The organism is Rhodococcus sp. FH8, assembly GCF_019266085.1.
Lineage (GTDB): Bacteria > Actinomycetota > Actinomycetes > Mycobacteriales > Mycobacteriaceae > Rhodococcus_F > Rhodococcus_F qingshengii.
The window spans coordinates 231,397-248,422 of the sequence record NZ_LPNQ01000077.1 but is presented as its reverse complement, the minus strand read 5'-3'; the positions used below and the strand labels follow the sequence as shown (position 1 = coordinate 248,422).

At 61.1% G+C, this 17,026-nt stretch carries 16 protein-coding genes and 1 tRNA gene; 6 read left to right on the top strand and 11 right to left on the bottom strand.

What is annotated here, in order from left to right; translation table 11 throughout:
• Positions 1 to 161: 161 nt before the first annotated feature.
• Complete coding sequence (locus ATN38_RS22815) at positions 162 to 563, bottom strand: hypothetical protein (RefSeq protein ID WP_218748720.1); 402 nt, start codon at positions 561 to 563, stop codon at positions 162 to 164.
• A gap of 35 nt (positions 564 to 598) precedes the next feature.
• Between ATN38_RS22815 and ATN38_RS22810 the strand changes: the two genes are divergently transcribed.
• A complete protein-coding gene (locus ATN38_RS22810) occupies positions 599 to 757 on the top strand; it encodes a hypothetical protein (protein WP_155250639.1) in 159 nt (52 codons plus the stop codon).
• 414 nt (positions 758 to 1,171) lie between these two features.
• Here ATN38_RS22810 and ATN38_RS32940 read toward each other — a convergent pair whose 3' ends face one another.
• From ATN38_RS32940 to ATN38_RS22775, 7 genes are all read right to left on the bottom strand, one after another.
• Positions 1,172 to 3,538, bottom strand: coding sequence for a hypothetical protein (locus ATN38_RS32940; protein WP_308256468.1), 2,367 nt, complete (start codon positions 3,536 to 3,538; stop codon positions 1,172 to 1,174).
• Positions 3,535 to 3,876 (bottom strand): hypothetical protein, encoded by a 342-nt coding sequence (locus tag ATN38_RS22800; protein ID WP_205907271.1) that lies wholly within the window; start codon positions 3,874 to 3,876, stop codon positions 3,535 to 3,537. The genes ATN38_RS32940 and ATN38_RS22800 overlap by 4 nt, the downstream gene beginning before the upstream one ends.
• 84 nt (positions 3,877 to 3,960) lie before the next feature.
• Positions 3,961 to 4,356, bottom strand: a complete 396-nt coding sequence (locus tag ATN38_RS22795; protein ID WP_020905809.1) for a hypothetical protein — start codon at positions 4,354 to 4,356, stop codon at positions 3,961 to 3,963.
• 129 nt (positions 4,357 to 4,485) lie between these two features.
• On the bottom strand, positions 4,486 to 5,169 hold the full coding sequence (locus tag ATN38_RS22790; RefSeq protein ID WP_020968141.1) for an MspA family porin: 684 nt from the start codon (positions 5,167 to 5,169) through the stop codon (positions 4,486 to 4,488).
• 697 nt (positions 5,170 to 5,866) lie between these two features.
• A tRNA-Ser gene (locus tag ATN38_RS22785) sits at positions 5,867 to 5,956 on the bottom strand.
• 51 nt (positions 5,957 to 6,007) lie between these two features.
• A complete protein-coding gene (locus tag ATN38_RS22780; protein WP_020968140.1) occupies positions 6,008 to 6,433 on the bottom strand; it encodes a MarR family winged helix-turn-helix transcriptional regulator in 426 nt (141 codons plus the stop codon).
• Between the two features lie 128 nt (positions 6,434 to 6,561).
• Positions 6,562 to 7,800: a lactate 2-monooxygenase gene (locus ATN38_RS22775; protein ID WP_044480920.1), complete on the bottom strand. Its 1,239-nt coding sequence runs from the start codon at positions 7,798 to 7,800 to the stop codon at positions 6,562 to 6,564.
• Between ATN38_RS22775 and ATN38_RS22770 the strand changes: the two genes are divergently transcribed.
• Complete coding sequence (locus tag ATN38_RS22770; RefSeq protein ID WP_007731765.1) at positions 7,799 to 8,788, top strand: NAD(P)H-quinone oxidoreductase; 990 nt, start codon at positions 7,799 to 7,801, stop codon at positions 8,786 to 8,788. The two genes, ATN38_RS22775 and ATN38_RS22770, sit on opposite strands and share 2 nt — an antisense overlap.
• 15 nt (positions 8,789 to 8,803) lie before the next feature.
• On the opposite strand, the gene ATN38_RS22765 is transcribed toward ATN38_RS22770, so the two are convergent.
• Positions 8,804 to 10,006 carry a cysteine desulfurase-like protein gene (locus ATN38_RS22765; RefSeq protein WP_007731767.1) on the bottom strand — a complete coding sequence of 401 codons (1,203 nt, stop codon included), beginning with the start codon at positions 10,004 to 10,006 and terminating at the stop codon, positions 8,804 to 8,806.
• Positions 10,007 to 10,138: 132 nt separating this feature from the next.
• Here ATN38_RS22765 and ATN38_RS22760 point away from each other — a divergent pair, with 132 nt between their 5' ends.
• The 4 genes from ATN38_RS22760 (at position 10,139) to ATN38_RS22745 (ending at position 13,473) form a co-directional block, all read left to right on the top strand.
• On the top strand, positions 10,139 to 10,708 hold the full coding sequence (locus ATN38_RS22760; RefSeq protein ID WP_007731772.1) for a bacterial proteasome activator family protein: 570 nt from the start codon (positions 10,139 to 10,141) through the stop codon (positions 10,706 to 10,708).
• Positions 10,709 to 10,865: 157 nt separating this feature from the next.
• Complete coding sequence (locus tag ATN38_RS22755) at positions 10,866 to 11,708, top strand: ABC transporter ATP-binding protein (protein WP_003943818.1); 843 nt, start codon at positions 10,866 to 10,868, stop codon at positions 11,706 to 11,708.
• On the top strand, positions 11,701 to 12,588 hold the full coding sequence (locus ATN38_RS22750) for a glycosyltransferase family 2 protein (RefSeq protein WP_047272765.1): 888 nt from the start codon (positions 11,701 to 11,703) through the stop codon (positions 12,586 to 12,588). Before ATN38_RS22755 ends, ATN38_RS22750 begins: the two co-directional genes overlap by 8 nt.
• A 36-nt stretch (positions 12,589 to 12,624) precedes the next feature.
• Positions 12,625 to 13,473, top strand: a complete 849-nt coding sequence (locus ATN38_RS22745) for an ABC transporter permease (protein ID WP_003943943.1) — start codon at positions 12,625 to 12,627, stop codon at positions 13,471 to 13,473.
• Here ATN38_RS22745 and ATN38_RS22740 read toward each other — a convergent pair whose 3' ends face one another.
• Complete coding sequence (locus ATN38_RS22740) at positions 13,474 to 15,042, bottom strand: glycosyltransferase family 39 protein (RefSeq protein WP_287977567.1); 1,569 nt, start codon at positions 15,040 to 15,042, stop codon at positions 13,474 to 13,476.
• 3 nt (positions 15,043 to 15,045) lie between these two features.
• Positions 15,046 to 16,947 carry a glycosyltransferase gene (locus ATN38_RS22735; RefSeq protein WP_042447641.1) on the bottom strand — a complete coding sequence of 634 codons (1,902 nt, stop codon included), beginning with the start codon at positions 16,945 to 16,947 and terminating at the stop codon, positions 15,046 to 15,048.
• Positions 16,948 to 17,026 lie beyond the last annotated feature (79 nt).

Below are 17,026 nucleotides of genomic sequence, written 5' to 3'. Positions count from 1 at the left end.
GAGCCATCGATCATCCTGGTTGCTGTACAGCTTGCGCAAACCGGGCGCGTGTACGCCGCCATGTGGAAAGTACTGTTTCCCATGGCATCTCACTACAAGCTGTTCGGGTACGCGCGAGGGTGGTATTGAGGACATCACGTCAAAGCGCTCTACGCGCCGGCTCAGGTGTTGACCTGATTTCCGTCAGAATCGGTATCTCGTGCTTGGCGGTCAGTGTCTTTGTAGTGCAGTTTGTCGTACCTGTTTACCGGAGGTGCATCCTTCTGCTCGCGGTAGAGCGCCCGTGTCAGCCAAGCACCGAAAACATCGTTGAATCCGGTGGGATGCCTTCGCGTGAGGAAGGGGGTCCACCACCACGCCACGAACACAGCAGCGAAACCGCACAAAAGGACAGGTCCGAGAATCGACCGCTGAGGAGCGGTGAGCCAACCGAAAACGATGGTCAGGATCGACGAACTCCAGTAGATCGTTCTCGCATGACTGCGGTACATCACGTAGGGCGTGGATGCGATCAACGCCACAGCCCCTGTGGTGATCGCACAAATTACATAAAAGGTGGTCATGGTGCCGATTCCGCTTGAGGAACGGTGTGTTGTCGGTGCACAGGACTCTTCTGCTGGACGCTGCTGTACAGGTAGTCGGTTTTACCTGGAATCATCAGGATGTGGTTGTGTTCCTCTGGGATGCGGTAGGCGAGGTAGTCGTGATCGGCGATCAGGGCAAATGGATGGCCACCCTCGAAGGCGAAGACGTCTGAACCGTCAGCCTGCGAATCCTAATCTGCTCCCACATCACAATAAGCAACTGCTGGCCAGTGTCACTTGACATGACACTGGTCGCGCAAGTGAGTCAAAGCCTGCCTTGATTAGTCGCCCCTGGACCGAGAAAAGAGACTACGGAAGCAAGTCCAAGAATTCTTGAATAACTTCTCGCACCTCCGACTCATTTTTGCTCGAATTCGAAGGATCATCCTGGTTAATTGCATTCATTATTTCAATTTGACCCCAGGCCCCCCTCAGGGTTTCGGAATCTGATGCACGCTCCGATTCGCGTTCTCTGACGTACCTCTCGAATATTTCAACTAGCGCATGCAAGGATATTTTTCCGTCACAATAATCGCGATTAACCTGCTCAGCTTCCAGGCGGTAAATTGATTGATCCGTCATGTTTTTCACTTTCCCGATAAATTGCCAAATGAGGTGGTCACAACTCTGCCCGTTTCATTGATGATAACTGATAGGTTGTTTATCGAATCATAGATCACGGTCGTGTTTCCTCTGCTCGGGGTCGCCACCCCTTCACGAATGGCCTGTTCAACCAGGGATGGGAGTATGCCGCGCTCTTGCATTCGGTCGAACGCATGCCCCGTATATTCACGACCGTTGACTATTCCAGGACGATTGGTTCCGGGCTTTACATTTATTTCGCGATCTCCGCGCCCACCCACAGGCGTCGAGGCCGGTCTGTCTCCGACGGGAATAGTCGGATCGCTAGGGGCTCTATTCCCGGCCTCACCGGCGGTGGCGGCTGCCCTGCGACCTGCGGCTTCGGCGTCTGCGGCGGTTCCGCCGCGCCGCAGAACAGCCTCCACCGCTTCTTGCACGGCAGCTCCGCCGACTCTGCCTCCTGTGCCTACGATCGGAATGAGGGAGACGATATTTGCTGCTGCGGCAGCGATCTCAGCCGGAGAATGCTCGGGTGAAGGTTGTGCTCGTTGGCCGCGATTGAAGCCGAACGGATCGACGGCGGCATCGTGCACGGGGACTACGAGGAAGTTTCGCCACGCATCTCCGAGCGTTCCGACGCTATCGACTGTTGTGTCGACGGCACTTTCCCCGACACCCCACGCGGTGTCCCATACTTTTTGCGGGAACGATCGGTCGTCGGGCGCGTTCGGATCTGGCGGGATCGGCACATTGCCGGTGAACCCGGCAGGCACGTCCCCGTGCGCTTCGGCAAGCTGGTTCGCAGCTTGTTGACGTGGACTGACAGTGGGTTTGGGGCCCGGACTGGTTGTGGTGCGTGGCGACTGATTTGGTTGCGCGGGTTTCGAAGGTGCAACCGGAGGGACTTCGCCGTGTGCTTGGGCGTGTTGGTTCGTTGCTTGTTCCTGAGAGGTCGGCGCGGGCTTCGGTCCAGGTTTGGTGGTGGTGCGCGGTGACTGATTGGGAGATGCAGGTTTCGTGACCGGAGCGGAGCCTTGGGTGGTGATCCCGGCGTACTTACCAGCGGTGGTGCCGCTGTTCGTGGCTCCGGAAGTGTTGCCCGAGTTCGTGTTTCCACTGTTCTGCGGTTTCTGCGGACTTGTGCGCGAGGTCATCGAATTCGGCTTGGGTGCGGCGGTGTTCGTATTTTTCTGGACTTGTTTCGAAGCGACAGAGGTGGGTGCTTTCGCCTTCTTTTCCGGCGGATCAGCCAAAATCGGGTACGCGGTCGCTTCGTCGGCGTACACCGTCTGAATCAGGCGGCCGTCGCGAACTTCGTAGTCGGTGGGAACAGGATTGCCGTTGGCGTCATACGCCCACGGAGCTGCGACGACCGAGATCGGGTTTCCGTCCGCGTCGAAGACGGTGACTGAGCCGTCCGGATTAACGCTCATATGCCCGCCGGGCGGGACGTCGACGGGGATTTCCGCTTCGTGTGAGGACGTCGCGTCGTGGATGAGGAAGAACGTACGACGTCCTCCGCCGGGTTCGGTGACTGTGATCTTCGACTGGCCACCCTTGACGTACTGCATCAGCGGTGAGGCGAGGGTACCGACTGTCTGGGAGAGGATCGATTCCGGCGTACGCCCACCCAACGGTATGCGTGGGCCGAACGGTGAACGACGCCCACGTACTCCGATCCCGCCGGCTGTGAATGCGGCGGCACCGACCAACACGAGTTCGAGGTACCGGTCACGGCCGTCGCCTTTGTCGAGCCCCGAGGGGGTGACCGTGGGATTTGATTCCGATTGCCCGGGAGCACTATTCGGCGTTCCAGAGGGAACAGGTCCGGGACCACGATCGGGGACCGCTGTGGGTGCGGTCGATCCAGCGGGTTGGGGTGTGGTCGGGGCAGGTCCGCTGGTGGTCGTCGGAACCGGGACTCCTGCAGGGTTCTCGATACCAGATGGTGTCGGCGTATTCGGCTGTCCAGGCAGCGCGGCGCCGGGGACGGGGACGATGGGGGTGCCGTTGTAAGCGGGGAAGTTCGTCGGCGCGTTCGCGCCGACGTTCGGGCCACCGCCCGGAGCCTGTGCACCCGGTAGTCCGACGGTGGTTGTCGGGGCCGCCGTCGGAGTCGTGGTGGGTGCGCTCAGGCACGGGTTGATGTACTCGGGCGGGACGGGGGCACCGGGTGGCAGTGACGCGATCAGGTTCAGGTAGATCTGATGATCACGTGCCCGCACCGCCGCGCAATCCTCCGCCGGTCCCGCAGTCGCAGGTCCAGCGGTCAGCGCGATTCCCGCACCGATCACCCCCGCCACCCCGGTCAACAGTGCTCCGGCGGCGAGTGCTCCCGCGATGGACCTGCGCAGCTTCAGCACGGACTTCACCGGCGATCGCCCGTGTTCGACTTCTTCCGCGCCTCGGCGATGAGCTTGTCTGCGCCCCACCAGAACACCCGGCCCGCGATCGACATCCACAGAAAGAACGCCAGATATACGAGAATCGTCCCGTAGTCAGCCGCCCAGCCCCCGAGCCGTCCGATCACCGCGAACGCCGCAATCAACAATGCGAGACCGAAGACGGTGGCGATCACGGCCTTCGAGGTTTCGCTCAGCTCGCTGTCGGGGTCCCAGTCGTCGGTATCCGCACTGCGGGCGCCGCGAGCAGTGGCCGGCGGCTCAGTCATCGGGCGGGACCGAGCGTGTTCAGCGTTGCGGATGGTCATGACAGAAACTCCAAACGGCGGATAGGTGAAGTGAAACAACGAGTTCGGCGGCAGCAGTCAGGGTCTGGGTTTACCGGCCCTAGTTCAGTTCCAGTGCTGGTAGGTCTGCACGATGTAGCCCCCGGTGACGGGATTGTTCGGGTCGGACACGTAGATGTTGACGTAGCCACCCGGATGCGCAGCAGCTTCGGCGATCACGACCCGATCGGGGGCGCTGGCCCTGCCGTCGACGTTCGTGATGACCGAACCCGGTGCCCGACCAACCCACCGCTGCGAGCCGAGAACAATGTTCGCGATTGCATCGGGGATCGGGCCCGCCGCCAGTGCTGCGGTTTCCGCATTCGAGAGCGAAAGCCCAATCCGACCATGATCCGGCTGCACGATCGGGGTGGCAGCCGATGCCACGCCCCCGCCGAGAACACCGATTACGGCGATGCCTGCGGTGAGCACTCCGGCTGTGGCCAAGGTACGAATCTTCATGAACTTCTCCTGTGATGGTGATTGATGGGCAGACCCATGCCTAGGGCCTCGCCTGATGAGTGCGCGCGGACACGGCGACTTGCACGGATCGGATTTCGACGGCAGCCCTGACGGTGCCCCGTCAGGCGTCTAGAGCCAGGTCGGATCGGAGTACACGAACAACGTGTTGTCCGACGTCGCCGTCGACACCGAGAGTTGTGCGTACGAGCGGATCGTCACCGGCCCCATGCACGCATCAACCTTCACGTGCACGTTCTCTGCCGTGATCGACGCCTTCGACGACTCGAGATCCTTCTTCCCCAACGGAATCGTCGTGATCGTGCCCGGCGCAATCGTCGACTGAATACTCGGATTCACCGACGCATTCACACCCACGTTCGCCGACGGGACACCCGAAATACTCACACCGACAGACGGGCCGAGCGAAAAACCGAGCCCCAAGCCAAGTCCGGAGGAAACATCGATCTGGCAGCCGATCTGCAACCCCTGCTCGACATAACCGGTCTTCACCGCCGAATCGCCCGCACCACCGATCGTGCCGGTCACCTTCGCCGACACGAACCCCTCACGAGTGAACGCCGTCGTCGCCAGATTCGGCACCGGGTTCGCCGACAGTTTCGTGGCGACAAGATCCAACGACCAACCGTCATCGGTGACAGTGCTCGCGAACTTGTCCGCCAACGCCATCGGCGTTGCCGATGCGCTCCCTGCGAAGACCACACCCGACGACAGCGCGGCAACCGCACACGCCGCGAGCCCTACCGCGGCCCTCGATCGACGGCGAGATGTTCGTGCTTTCAATTCGGTTGCCATGAGTAACTCCTACGTCGCGGACCAGCAACCAATTCGGTAGCTGAACACTAACTAAATGCAAGTTACCGGACAGTACCAAGCGTTCCGTTTTATCAACAGGCTCCCGCGACCAACTATCGGAGACTTGCGGTGAACTTCCGGTAACAGATACATATCGACAGGGCTCAGAGCAGGGAATGGGACTTAGGTCCCAATGTGGCGAACGACACCAAACTTGGACCATCCGCCCATTGGTGACAGTCGAGCAAACGTGCAAACAAGGCACGATCCGGAGCATTTCAGCAGATTGAATGCAACGTGGTCTCTGGCGATATGGCCACGCAAACTTATTGAACGGTCAACAGTTAATTGGTGGCGCGCAGCTCATTCGGACACCAAGCGCAAGGAGGCCGCGTAAACCACGAGCCCATCTAGCCAAGGAGGGAATCGAATTGACCACCAGCCGCACGATGCGATCACCTGGAACTCTCGTCGCCGAGCGCCGCAATGGCTGATCGTTCACCACAGCACAACGAGAACCGGCAGATTGCCGCAACATCGGACGTAACACCGAAGTGGCGAAGCCATTGCTTCACCCGGCGACCCCAGGGCGGCAAAGATTGCTACACATCCGACTCCTCGACGCTCCTGCGCTTCGTAGGGCACGAAAAAACCCAGCCCACGCTTTCGCGCGGGCTGGGTTTGAACAACGAACATTTGGCGGAAGCGGAGGGATTTGAACCCCCGGTGGGTTTAACGCCACGCTCGCTTTCAAGGCGAGTGCATTCGGCCGCTCTGCCACGCTTCCGTGGGCGATCCTATCGGGTGTTCCCACGGACCGCGAAAACGGCTCCAGAAGTCAGCGCTCGCCGATGGCTTTGTCGACCTTCTCGAAGACGTCTGCCAGCACGTCCAGTTCCTGGGGAGTCAGCAGATCGACCAGATTGTTCCGCACCCCGGCCACGTGAGTAGGCGCTGCCTCGGCGAGGCGACGCCTACCCTCTTCCGTGATCCGCGCGAGCACGCCGCGACCATCTTCGACGCAGGTGTCTCGCACGACGATGCCCTGAGATTCCATCCGCCTGATCTGGTGCGTGAGGCGACTCCGCGAAGACAGCACGCCGTCTGCCAGGTCACTCATCCGCAACGACCCGTCAGCTGACTCCGAGAGCATGACCAAAATGCGGTAATCGGCCAACGACAGGTCGTGTGAATCCTGCAGTTCGCGGTTGAGAACCTCCATGAGGCGCTGATTACCGTCCATGTAGCCGCGCCATGCACGCATCTCGCATGGCGTCAGCCACGGTGTCTCACCGTGCGCCGCCTGCGATGTCTCCTCGGTTGTCGCTTCAGCTGTCACAGGTTCCAAGTTTAGACCTGTGTCCGCCCGTCACAGTAAGACTCACCCTAAAGTCACGAATTGGACATCAGGATCGAACGGTCGATTTCGGCAACCGATGCCAGCCCCGCCAGTCCCATAGTGAGATCCAGGTCGGCCAGGAGACTGCGCAATGCATGACGCACTCCGTCCGCTCCGGCCAATCCCAACCCGTACACCCACGGCCGCCCGTACAGCACTGCGTCGGCACCCAAGGCCAGAGCCTTGATTACGTCTGCGCCACAACGAATTCCGGAGTCCATCAGGATGTCCACCTCATGCCCCACCGCATCAGCGACGGGACCGAGAGCGTCGAGTGCCGAAATCGACCCGTCGACCTGACGCCCACCATGGTTGCTCACCACAATGCCGTTGGCGCCGGCCGCGACGGCCTCACGTGCGTCGTCGGGATGGACAATTCCCTTCACTGCGATCGGAAGTGTCGTCCACTGGCGAAGTTTCGCGATATCCGCGATCCGCACCGCATGGTTACCGAACAACGACACCCACGTGAGAACCGCGATCTGCAGCGCTTCTGCGCTCTCCTCGGGCGGCGTCGCCAGTTTGGCGCGGAACACCGGATCCGACAGATAGTTGGCAATACCCTTCGCCTGCAGGAACGGAAGGTGGCCGAGCTCGAGATCCCTTGGACGCCAACCCATACCGGGAGTGTCGGCAGTCAGGACGATAGCCTTCGCGCCCGCCGTCTCCGCTCGGCGGACAAACGACTCCGCAAGTTCGTCGTCGGCCGGCCAGTACAGCTGGTACCACCAGTTCTCGCCGGAGGCCGCCGCTACGTCTTCGATGGTCGAGGATGCCGCCGTCGAGAGAATCGATCCGATCCCCAACTCGGCAGTGACCGAACCGACCGCAACCTCGGCGTCGTCGTGGACCAAGCCGAGCACGCCCACCGGAGCCGTCAGGATCGGTGCAGCCAACCGCGTCCCCAACACCTCGACGCTCAGATCACGCGCGTCGGGCGCCGCAGTCCCCCGCAACATCCGCGGCACGATCGCATGCTTGTCGAACGCCCGCAGATTCGACACCGCGGTTCGTTCGGTCGACGCGCTACCGGCGATGTACCCGAAGGCCTCCGGTGAGAGTTGCTCGCGCGCGGCATCTTCCAAGCCTGCCGCAGTCATCGGCAAAGCCGGCTTCGCGCCGCTCAGTCCCGTCAGATAAATCTCGTTCTGCATGTTCCCGAAGTAAGTCACGTCCGCGACGGTAGCGGCAAAACACCCGTCAGCGGGGAGATTCGCTAGCGTCGTATCCATGTACGCCATAACGATCGATCAGCCCGGCGGTCCCGAGGTCATGAAATGGGCGCAGCAGCCCGATCCTGAACTACCTCGCGGGCACGTACTCGTCGAGGTCGCCGCGACCGCAGTCAACCGCGCCGACCTGCTCCAACGTCAAGGCTTCTACCCGCCGCCGCCCGGCGCGAGTGACATTCTCGGCCTCGAATGCTCGGGTGTGATCACCGAACTCGGCGAAGACGTCACCGGTTGGTCCGTCGGCGACGAAGTCTGCGCACTGCTGGCCGGCGGTGGCTATGCCGAGAAGGTTGCGGTCCCGGCAACACAACTTCTCCCCGTTCCCGCTGGCGTCGATCTCCGTGTCGCAGCGTCTCTGCCGGAAGTTGCGTGCACGGTGTGGTCGAACGTCGTGATGCGCGGCGGCCTACGACGCGGACAGGTACTACTCGTCCATGGCGGTGGCGGCGGAATCGGCACCCACGCCATCCAGGTCGGCAAAGCCCTCGGCGCCCGCGTCGCAGTTACCGCGGGTTCGGAGGACAAATTGAACCGCTGCCGCGAATTGGGCGCGGATATTCTCATCAACTATCGCGACAGCGACTTCGTAGCATCACTCGCCGAAGCCACCGACAACCACGGCGCCGATGTGGTTCTGGACAACATGGGAGCGTCGTACCTCGGGCGCAACGTCGACGCACTCGCCATGGACGGCCACGTCGTGATCATCGGAATGCAGGGTGGCCGCAAGGGCGAAGTCGACATCGCCAAGCTGATGGGAAAGCGCGGAAACATCACGTCGACGGGCCTGCGCGGGCGTCCGCTCACCGGCCCAGGCGGTAAAGCGGACATCGTCGCCGACGTCCGTGCGAAGTTGTGGCCGTTGATCGCCGATGGATCGGTTCAACCGATCGTGTCGACCGAACTTCCGATCACCGAGGCGCCATTAGCCCATCAGTTGCTGGATTCGCCGGAAACCGTAGGCAAGGTCATCCTCACCGTGAAGTGAGCCGAGCGGGATCGATCAGCCCAGGGCGCCGAGTTCGGCGACCAGCTGATTGATCTCGTACCGCGTCGTATACGGCGCAAGGCCGACGGTGACCGCGCCGCCTTCGTCGTTGACACCGAGGGCGTCGAGCAGCCTGGAACCACCATGCGTACCGCTGACCGTCGCGATGCGCTTGTCGGCCAGGTGCGCCGCGACCTTGTCTGCCGCCATCCCCTCGAGTGTGAAACTGAGCGTCGGCACCCGCGTGGGTGCGCCGCCGATCACCATCACGTTGGGCAGGGCTGCGAGAGAACGCATGAGGTGATCGAACAGACCGTCCTGGTAGTCCTGCAGCGAGCTGATCGAGGTTTCGAGGCGCTCACGCCTGGTTCCCGTTGCCGATTCGTCCAAGCCCGCCAGGAAATCGATCGACGACGTGAGACCGGACAGCAGCGCGAACTGATGACCGCCCACCTCGAGTCGCTCGGCGCCACGCGCGTACGGGTTGAGCGACACGGCCGGAATTCGGTCGAGCAGTCCGGGATCGCGGAAGACGAGTGCGCCCACCTGCGGACCGCCCCACGACGGCGCGCTGACGGCAACGATGTCCGCCCCGAGATCAGCCATGTCCACATGCGCATATGGCGCTGCACCGACGGCGTCGACCACCATCAGTCCGCCGAATTCGTGCAGACGATCAGCTGCGGCGCGGACGTTCGGAGCCGAACCGACGACCGGTGATGCGGCCGTCAAGGCCACCAATCGAGTGGTCGAGGTGATGAGATCGTTGAACTGCCAACTCGGGAGCTCACACGTTTCGATTTCGACCTCTGCCCATCGCACCTGAGCGCCGTAGCGACTGGCCACACGAAGCCAGGGCGCGACGTTCGCCTCTTCGTCGAGGCGCGAGAGTACGAGACCGGTTCCGAGGCCCAACCGCGAACTGAGCGACTCGGCGAGCCAAGCCAACAACACCGCTCGGTCTGATCCGAGAACGACTCCCGCAGGATCTCCGCCGACCAGATCCGCGACCGCGGTGCGCGCACTCTCGAGAATGGCAGCACTACGACGGTTCGAGACGTGGCGACCGGAGGAAGAAGATGCAGAGGCACGGAACGCGGTGGAGACCGTCCGCGAGACGGCGTCCGGGATCTGCATTCCGGCCTGCGGATCGAGGTGGATCCAGCCGTCACCGAGTGAGGGAATCAACCCCCGTACGCGGGCAACGTCGTAAGCCATGCTCGACACTCTAGGTGCAGACGCCCGCTTAGTCGAAGGCAGTCACCCAATTACCCGTCAGTACAGTTATTCGGTAGCTAACTTTTTGGGGGTTACGCGGCGTTTGTCGCCCACACACGACAAGATGGAAGCATGACGAACCCCGACAAAGAGCAGGTACTCGTTATCGGACCCGACGGTCGACCCGTCGCGATGCCGGTGGCCGAGGCAGAGGCCGCCACCTCCGGCACCACCGAAGGCGCGGAATCCGAAGCCGAGTCCGTCGCCGAGATGGTCGAGCAGCCGGCCAAGGTCATGCGAATCGGCACGATGATCAAACAACTCTTGGAAGAAGTGCGCGCCGCGCCGCTCGACGACGCCAGCCGCAAGCGCCTCAAGGACATCCACACCTCGTCCATCCGAGAACTGGAACAAGGCCTGGCACCCGAACTCCGTGAAGAACTCGAGCGACTGAGCCTCCCGTTCACCGACGACTCCATTCCCTCCGACGCCGAACTGCGAATCGCGCAGGCCCAACTCGTCGGCTGGCTCGAAGGACTGTTCCACGGAATTCAAACCGCACTGTTCGCGCAGCAGATGGCAGCGCGCGCTCAGCTCGAACAAATGCGTCAGGGCGCACTGCCTCCCGGCATGAGCATCGGGGCTCCGCATTCGCCTGCACATCCGGACCAACAGAGCCCAGGAACCGGCCAGTATCTGTAACGAGCAGCGCTGCGTCCCCAGCTGAAGTCTTCACGGTGTTGCGCCCCGGTAGGCTCGGTGCTCGTGCCCGACTCCGCGAACTGAGCGGATTCAATCCCGGCGACGCCGAACCGGGGAGCCCGCCCAACCAGGCGCTCCACCGGATGCAAGGAGCAGAATGACCGAGAACGTCAGCATCGAAACACGCGGAGCGTGTGTCGACTTCCCGATCTTCGACGCGAAATCGCGTTCGCTGAAAAAGGCGTTCCTCGGTCGTGCAGGTGGCGCAATCGGACGAAACGATTCCGACGTCGTTGTCGTCGAAGCTTTGCGGGACGTGACGTTGTCCCTGAAGGAGGGCGACCGAATCGGACTCGTCGGCCACAACGGTGCAGGCAAATCCACATTGCTCCGACTGTTGTCCGGGATCTACGAGCCGACTCGCGGATCAGCCGCAATTCGTGGCCGCGTAGCCCCTGTCTTCGATCTTGGGGTGGGTATGGATCCCGAGATCTCGGGATACGAGAACATCATCATCCGCGGAATGTTCCTCGGAATGACCCGTAAGCAGATGCTCGCGAAAATGGATGAGATCGCAGACTTCACCGAGTTGGGCGACTACCTCTCGATGCCGCTTCGCACCTACTCGACCGGAATGCGGGTCCGAGTGGCACTCGGTGTGGTGACCAGCATCGATCCGGAGATCCTGCTCCTCGACGAAGGCATCGGTGCCGTCGACGCAGAATTCATGAAGAAGGCGCGAACCCGTCTCCAAGACCTCGTCAAACGATCTGGAATCTTGGTTTTCGCGAGCCACTCGAACGAATTTCTGGCGCAACTGTGCGACCGCGCGATGTGGATCGATCACGGAACTGTCAGACAGTCCGGGGGAATCGAAGAAATCGTCCGCGCGTACGAGGGCAACGATGCCGGCGACCACGTCGCTCATGTGATTCGCGAAATGGAACGCGAAGACGCCGCGGCATCGGCGATTGCTGAAGCGAGCTCGGACGATGCCTGAGCGGATAATCGGCGTCGTTGTCACCCATCGGCGTCGTGAACTTCTCGCTTCGTCCCTGAAAGTACTCACAACCCAGACGCGCCCACTCGACCATCTCGTCGTCGTCGACAATGCCGACGAATCCGATGTCCGCGCGCTCGTGGACGACTGCTCGATCCCCACCACGTACATAGGGTCGGCACACAATCTCGGCGGCGCCGGTGGTTTCGCCCTCGGAATGTTGCTGGCATTGTCGCTCGGTGCAGACCGAGTCTGGCTTGCCGACGACGACGGCCGCCCCGAGGGGCCCGAGGTACTTTCGACGCTTCTCGATTGCGCAATTCGTCACAACCTGGCGGAAGTATCTCCCGTCGTGTGCGACATCTCCGAACCTGACAAGCTGGCCTTCCCGCTACGCCGTGGGGTCGAATGGCGTCGACGACGTAGCGAGCTGGGTGAAGGTGATCTTCTCCCGGGAATCGCGTCCCTCTTCAACGGTGCGCTGTTCACCGCGGAAGCGATCGAGACCGTTGGCGTTCCCGATTTGCGGCTCTTCGTCCGTGGCGACGAGGTGGAGGTCCATCGCCGACTGATCCGTTCCGGACTTCGGTTCGGCACATGCCTACAGACTGCGTACCTGCACCCCGACGGCGCCGACGAATTCAAACCCATTCTCGGCGGCCGTATGCACACGCAGTACCCGGACAACGAGACCAAGCGTTTCTACACCTATCGCAACCGTGGCTATTTACTCTCGCAACCCGGGATGCGACGGCTCCTTCCACAGGAATGGGTGCGATTCGGTTGGTACTTCCTCATCACCAGGCGTGACGTCTCCGGGCTGCGCGAGTGGATGAGGTTACGCAAGCTGGGTAGATCCGAACGCTTCTCTCGCATCTGATCGAGCCCGCTCGGCGACCGAGTAGGCTTGGCGGCTGTGTCTGCCCCAACCCTTGCCGACAAGGCCCCCATAGCGCCGGCGTCCCGCACGTTCGCCCGAGCAATCCAGGATCTGCGCGAGGGTCTCGGCCATCGAGAACTGTGGTTCCATCTCGGGTGGCAGGACATCAAGCAGCGCTACCGACGATCCATCCTCGGACCGTTCTGGATCACGATCGCCACTGGCACCACTGCAGTCGCGATGGGCATCCTCTACTCGTCATTGTTCAATCTGGACGTCGCGGAATTCCTCCCGTACGTCACTCTTGGCTTCATCGTGTGGAACATGATCTCCGGTGCCATCCTCGAGGGCGCCGAAGTCTTCATTTCCAACGAGGGACTGATCAAACAGCTACCCACGCCGTTGAGCGTTCACGTGTATCGGCTGGTCTGGCGCCAGTTGATTCTCTTCGCCCACAACTTCGTGATCTACATCGTCATTTTGATCGTGTTCCCGAAACAGCTTTCCTGGACGGATCTTTCGTTCATTCCTGCTTTGGCGTTGATCGCGATCAACGCAGTGTGGGTTTCCCTGGTTTTCGGCATCCTCTCCACTCGGTACCGTGACATCGGCCCGTTGCTCGCGAGCGTCGTTCAACTCTTGTTCTTCATGACTCCCATCATTTGGACCGAGAAGTCACTGCAAGGAACAGCCAACGCTGAACGAGCACGAATCGCGGAGCTCAATCCCCTGTATCACTTCCTCGACATCGTGCGAACGCCACTCCTCGGCGGGGACCAGCAGCTGTACCACTGGGTCATCGTGCTCGCCGTCACCGTCGTGGGGTGGGGCCTGGCACTTCTGGCCATGCGCAACTACCGTTCACGCGTCGCGTACTGGGTATAGTCACCTGCGTGTGGAAGGAACCATCTGCACGATCTGCAAGTGGTGCAGCGGTGTCGCTGTTTCGACAACGAACCCTCGCACTGAAAGTTGTGTGAACAGTTCCGTGTCGATGAAATGGAAAGGCTCGAAATTCCACACGACATTGGCCGTATGAAGTATTGCCTCATAGCTCTGACGCTCACCGTCGGTGACGACCCACACGGTCTGGCAGCCCTGTGCCCGCTCGGCCGTCTCGTCCACTGAATATTCGGAATCCCACAGCTCGTCGATCGAGTTCGCATCATGCTCGAGGCCGATATCTCGCAAACCTTTGATCGAGTCAGGCCGTGCCTCGGCGACAGCATGCAACGAACTCGGCGCCCAGGACACCACCGGCTGGAACGCGACGCAATCGCCCGCATTCCCATTGGCTTTCAGAAAATCCGCAGCCGTACTGTAGTCCATCCCACCCGATTTTCCCCACGGCTCTCGCTGGCTGACGTATGCAGGTAGAGACGCCGCAGCAAGAAGTATCACCGCCGCCGAGGCCAGGACCCAGCTCGACGTCAGGCGGCTGATCATGACACCCAGCAGCAAGGCCACACCGGGCGCAGTGAATATGACGTACCGATCGACGTAGATGTTTCCCAGGACGACCGAATACACGAGAAACAGCGCCATCGGGACCAGAATCCACACCAGTGCGACAGTCGACGCACTGCGATCCCCGACAGTCCACCGACTGGGTGCGAAGAAATAGCCCGCAATCCCTGAGAGCACGATGATCCCCGCCACGACAGCAAACAACGGACTCGAAAGGAACCATTGGTCAACGGCGATCGTCGTGAAAATATGCCGATCCAACGGTGGTATCCAACTGACTTGCCTCGATTGTCCGAGCGACAGGGCGATCAGCGGGGACACAAGCAGGACCGCGGACGCGGAAGCACCGACAAAGCACAACCCGTTGAAACGATTCCGCTTCGAATCGGCGTCCGGAATCACCTTGGCCCCGAACACCACGATGACAGCGTGTACCAGCAGCAGCACGGCGCTGTAGAGAAACAGTGCTACAGAGACAGCTGCCAACACGCCGTACAGGATCCACCACGCGCGCTTCGACGTTCGCAGCGAACACACGAGCACCAGCATTGTGACCGTGGACAATGCCAACACCATTGCATACGAGCGTGCCTCGGTGGCTGCCCAGGTAACTCGGGGAAGCACCATGAAAGTGACGCCGACGATAACGCCGAGTCTGGTACCCCCGAGCATCCGCGCCAGCGCTACCAACGCTGCCGTCGCGATTCCGACTGCCAGCGCACTCGGCGCTCGCGCAGAGAATTCCGATACCCCGAAAACCTGAAACCACCAGTGGATCAGCACGTAATAGAGCCCATGGACCGCATCCACGTGTCCGAGTGTTGCCAGCGTCGAACGAAGCGATCGGTCCGCCATCGAGACCGTCGCCGCTTCGTCCCACCAGAACGACGGACGACCGGACCACGCGACACCCACGACGGTAGCCGCGAGCCCCAGTAGAGCCGGCAAGCGCCACTGGGCCAATCTCTGCCCCAGCGGGAGGGCCACAAGCTATCCGATCTTGTTTCCGTACAAGCGCGTCCAGTTCTCGGCGCTCGTGAGGCGCGGCATGGCGTCCGAGTACGCCTTCTTCATCTCAGGTGCGCGCTTACGCAGCTCCCAACAGACTTTGGCCGCGCGCTTGGCCAACTCGGTAGCCTGCTTCTTGTTGCGCCGACGGACGCGGACGCCGTTCTGCGACGCGTCCGTGACAGCGGCATTTTCGAACAACGACACATGCCACCAGTCGCCGAAGATCGCAGGAACCGTTACCGGTCGACGGTCGACACGCCCAGTCCACTGTTGAACTACGCGCTTGAGAAGCACCAGACCCTCGCGGTTCTCGTCGGGCTCGAACTCCCACACGGTCATCTGCGTATGTGGATCGGACTCCGCACCGACTGCCGAGGCCGGCTGCATTTTCGTTTCAGGGTATTCGTCACGTAGAGCACGAACGTCGACAAGAGCAGATTGCCCGCCGTCGTTGAGGAAGTCAGGCCCCTGCAGGAAATCCTCAGCCGCCTTGACGAATGTTGCCGCCAACCCGTACTGCATTCCTACAATGAGCTGAGTAATCTTGCGTAACAAGAACTTCGAGATCACCTTACCGTCGAACGGGCCGTAGATCGAAGAAACGATCAACCCATTTCGAATGCTGAAGTACCGGGACCAGTCGTCGTAATCCTTCAGATGGAAATCCGCGTGCCAGACACCGGCATTGGGCAGAGTTATCGTCGGGTGGCCGGCGAAGCGCGCTCGGATTCCGTACTCGATGTCATCCCACTGGAAGAAAAGCGGTATCGGCAAGCCCAGCTCGGAGATGATCTCGGCCGGCAACAGGCAAGTCCACCAACCATTCCAGCCCGCATCGAAGCGCATCTCCTGCTTCTTCTTCAACAGGTCGACGCCCATCATCGCGCCAGGAGTCAGGACCCCGGCCTTGAGCTCGTCGAGAACCTCTCGCTCCGCACTGACATGCAACATCGTCGGATTGTTCAGTGACAACATCTGAGCCCCGACGATTGCCGGCTCGACCGTCATATTTGCGAATGCATTCATCCTGAGCACCGATTCGGGCTCGCAAAGAATGTCGTCGTCCATGAGGATGACGTTGGCGTGCTCAGAACCTGACGAGGAAGTGATTTCGAGCATTCCACGCGAGAAACCACCCGCGCCACCAAGATTCGGCTGCGTCAGATAGATCAACTTCTTGCCGAGATCGTGCGCGACAGTCTTGAAACGATCCCTGGATTGAACCTGATCTGTGCCCTGATCGACCACACAGACGGCGTCGATACCGGTCATCGCACCCGCATCGGACGCCATGGTCGCAACGGTTTCGACACAGTCGTCGGCGCGATTGAAAGTGCAGATGACAACAGCCGCCGGGCGTATGAACTCTGGGGCCGAGACAGTCCATGACACGCCGGAAACGACAACGGAACCTTTGGTCGCGACGAATTCCAACCACATCGCCCCGCCGTCGACGAAATGAGCGAGTGGGGCATCGATCGAGAGTTCACCCGATCCGGCGACCGAGTGAAGTGAAATCGTCCTCTTGCGTCCGCGCACATCCGATGCACGCAGGCTGACGTCGAGCCCGCCGTCGCCGACGTAGCTCAGCTGAATCCGCACCGAACTCACAGGCGTCCACCGCTGCCAGAAACTGGCAGCAAATCGTCCGAAATACGTGTTGGTGCTCGCGGTCGCCGCTTCGCCCAATGTCAGAGAATGCCGATCGACGAGCGCATCACCCTTGGTAACCACATACATTGCCTCTGGCACCTTGGGGGACATCGATCGGAAGATGCCACGCTGGACCAGAAAACGATCCCCGTGTGGATGCTCGACCATTACCTCGTCAAGCACAGCCGTGTCATTTGCGACCGGCGTATCCGCGGAGGCCTCGTTCATCTACTGATCCCTACCGTTGTTGATGTAGCTACATCTGAGCACGTATCGGGCTCGAGGGTATCAACCGCGGCAGCCGGTG

Coding starts and splice junctions, on each gene's coding strand:
- ATN38_RS22755 (WP_003943818.1), top strand. CDS start 10,866: ATGACCGAGAACGTCAGCATCGAAACACGCGGAGCGTGTGTCGACTTC.
- ATN38_RS22775 (WP_044480920.1), bottom strand. CDS start 7,800: ATGGATACGACGCTAGCGAATCTCCCCGCTGACGGGTGTTTTGCCGCT.
- ATN38_RS22760 (WP_007731772.1), top strand. CDS start 10,139: ATGACGAACCCCGACAAAGAGCAGGTACTCGTTATCGGACCCGACGGT.
- ATN38_RS22770 (WP_007731765.1), top strand. CDS start 7,799: ATGTACGCCATAACGATCGATCAGCCCGGCGGTCCCGAGGTCATGAAA.
- ATN38_RS22735 (WP_042447641.1), bottom strand. CDS start 16,947: ATGAACGAGGCCTCCGCGGATACGCCGGTCGCAAATGACACGGCTGTG.
- ATN38_RS22765 (WP_007731767.1), bottom strand. CDS start 10,006: ATGGCTTACGACGTTGCCCGCGTACGGGGGTTGATTCCCTCACTCGGT.
- ATN38_RS22790 (WP_020968141.1), bottom strand. CDS start 5,169: ATGGCAACCGAATTGAAAGCACGAACATCTCGCCGTCGATCGAGGGCC.
- ATN38_RS22800 (WP_205907271.1), bottom strand. CDS start 3,876: ATGACCATCCGCAACGCTGAACACGCTCGGTCCCGCCCGATGACTGAG.
- ATN38_RS22750 (WP_047272765.1), top strand. CDS start 11,701: ATGCCTGAGCGGATAATCGGCGTCGTTGTCACCCATCGGCGTCGTGAA.
- ATN38_RS22815 (WP_218748720.1), bottom strand. CDS start 563: ATGACCACCTTTTATGTAATTTGTGCGATCACCACAGGGGCTGTGGCG.
- ATN38_RS22795 (WP_020905809.1), bottom strand. CDS start 4,356: ATGAAGATTCGTACCTTGGCCACAGCCGGAGTGCTCACCGCAGGCATC.
- ATN38_RS22780 (WP_020968140.1), bottom strand. CDS start 6,433: ATGCGTGCATGGCGCGGCTACATGGACGGTAATCAGCGCCTCATGGAG.